Raw genomic sequence first — 1,305 nt, 5'->3', positions numbered from 1 at the left:
ATCTCGGCGTCGAGCCTGCCGCCTTCGATCGCATCGGCCGCCGCTTCTAGCTTTGACGCAATTCCGGACGGAAAACCGTTTCACACTTTTCCTGGAATTTCTCTATGACCGCGAGCTTATTTCCGAATGAAGGTCAGATAGGCCGGCCGCCGGCCCTCACGAATGGCCTTGGCCTCGTAACGGGTGCCCGGCCAACCTTCATAGGAAAGGTGCCAGTCCGCCGCCTCGCAAGCCTGCCATGCGAACGCGCCATGCGCGCGGCAATGCAGCAGGGTCCAGTTGACATAGGTGTCGATGTCGGACGCGAAGCGGAATTTTGAACCAGGCTTCAGCACATGCGCGAACCGCTCGAGATTGACCGGGCTGACGAAGCGCCGCTTCCAGTGTTTCTTCTTCGGCCAAGGGTCGGGATAGAGCAGATCGATGCCGTCGAGCGAGGCTTGCGGCAGCCAGTCGAGCAGCCTTGTGGCGTCGTCGTCATAGACCCGCAGATTGGCGAGTGGTTTCTCGCGCACCGCCATCATCATCTTGGCCATGCCGTTGACGAAGGGCTCGACGCCGATAAAGCCGATCGAAGGCGCCTCGATCGCACGATGCAGGAGATGCTCGCCACCGCCGAAGCCAATCTCAAGGCGAACCGCGCTGACATCCGTCTCAAACAGACTGCTGAGATCGGTCGGCGGTTCAGCCGTCAGATCGAGCCGATATGTGCCAAAGCCGCTTTCCAATGCGGCCGCCTGCTGCGGACGCATGGTTTTGCCGCGCCGGCGACCGAAAAAGGCTTCGGTCGCGCGGCTTGGTCTGCCCTTCGGATCCATGGTGGGACTTTGCGGCGCCGCTGTCAGGCGGCGACCGCGTCCTTGAGCGCCTTGGCGAGATCGGTCTTTTCCCAGGAGAAAGACCCATCACGGCCGGCCTTGCGGCCGAAATGGCCGTAGGACGACGTCTTGGCGTAGATCGGTTTGTTGAGATCGAGGTGACGGCGGATACCCGACGGCGACAGATCCATCACCGTGCGCAGCGCGTCCTCGAGCTTTGCCTCGTCGACCTTGCCGGTACCGTGCAAGTCGACATAGACCGACAGCGGCTGAGCAACGCCGATGGCGTAGGAAAGCTGGATGGTGCAGCGGTCGGCGAGTTTCGCCGCCACGACGTTCTTGGCCAGGTAGCGCGCCGCATAGGCCGCCGAACGATCCACCTTGGTGGTGTCCTTGCCGGAGAAGGCACCGCCGCCATGGGGTGCGGCACCGCCATAGGTGTCGACGATGATCTTGCGGCCGGTCAGCCCGGCGTCGCCGTCCGGCC

2 protein-coding genes are annotated in these 1,305 nt (G+C 62.9%); both read right to left on the bottom strand.

Annotation, left to right across the window (positions count from 1 at the left end; genetic code table 11):
* Positions 1 to 116: 116 nt before the first annotated feature.
* Positions 117 to 818, bottom strand: a complete 702-nt coding sequence (locus EN906_RS34400; protein WP_127266943.1) for a tRNA (guanosine(46)-N(7))-methyltransferase TrmB — start codon at positions 816 to 818, stop codon at positions 117 to 119.
* A 23-nt stretch (positions 819 to 841) separates the two neighbouring features.
* On the bottom strand, positions 842 to 1,305 hold a 464-nt coding region (locus EN906_RS34395; RefSeq protein WP_164777620.1), incomplete at its 5' end, for a methionine adenosyltransferase domain-containing protein.

This window comes from Mesorhizobium sp. M7A.F.Ca.CA.004.06.1.1 (genome assembly GCF_003999135.1).
In the GTDB taxonomy this organism is placed as follows: Bacteria; Pseudomonadota; Alphaproteobacteria; order Rhizobiales; family Rhizobiaceae; genus Mesorhizobium.
The sequence above is the reverse complement of the archived record's forward strand: the minus strand, read 5'-3'. Positions and strand labels throughout refer to the sequence as shown.

What these genes read in the sequence shown, in the direction of transcription:
- EN906_RS34400 (WP_127266943.1), bottom strand. Translation starts at nt 818, where the DNA reads ATGGATCCGAAGGGCAGACCAAGCCGCGCGACCGAAGCCTTTTTCGGT.